Consider the following 257-nt stretch of genomic DNA (forward strand, 5'->3'; position numbering starts at 1 on the left):
TTCGTCTTGGAGACCATCCTGCCCCTGTTGGGTGGAATGACGGTGGTGCTTGGCGACAGCCAGCATCAGGTCAATCCGCAGGCGCTGGGTGAATTGATTACTCAACATTCGATTGAGATGTTGCAAATGACCCCATCCCGGTTACAAATGCTGCTGGGTCATGAAGCAGGTTCCCGCGCGCTGCAAAGCGTGAAGGCCATTATGGTCGGGGGCGAAGCCCTTCCGTCCAAGCTGCTCGCAGCACTGCAAGAAATAAA

At 55.3% G+C, this 257-nt stretch carries 1 protein-coding gene; it reads left to right on the plus strand.

Annotated elements, in window-relative coordinates:
• Positions 1-6 precede the first annotated feature (6 nt).
• The coding region (locus ACL9RM_RS26755; protein ID WP_422759432.1) for an AMP-binding protein at positions 7-257 on the plus strand (251 nt) is incomplete at its 3' end.

The organism is Paenibacillus sp. S29, from assembly GCF_049319765.1.
GTDB lineage: Bacteria > Bacillota > Bacilli > Paenibacillales > Paenibacillaceae > Paenibacillus > Paenibacillus polymyxa_B.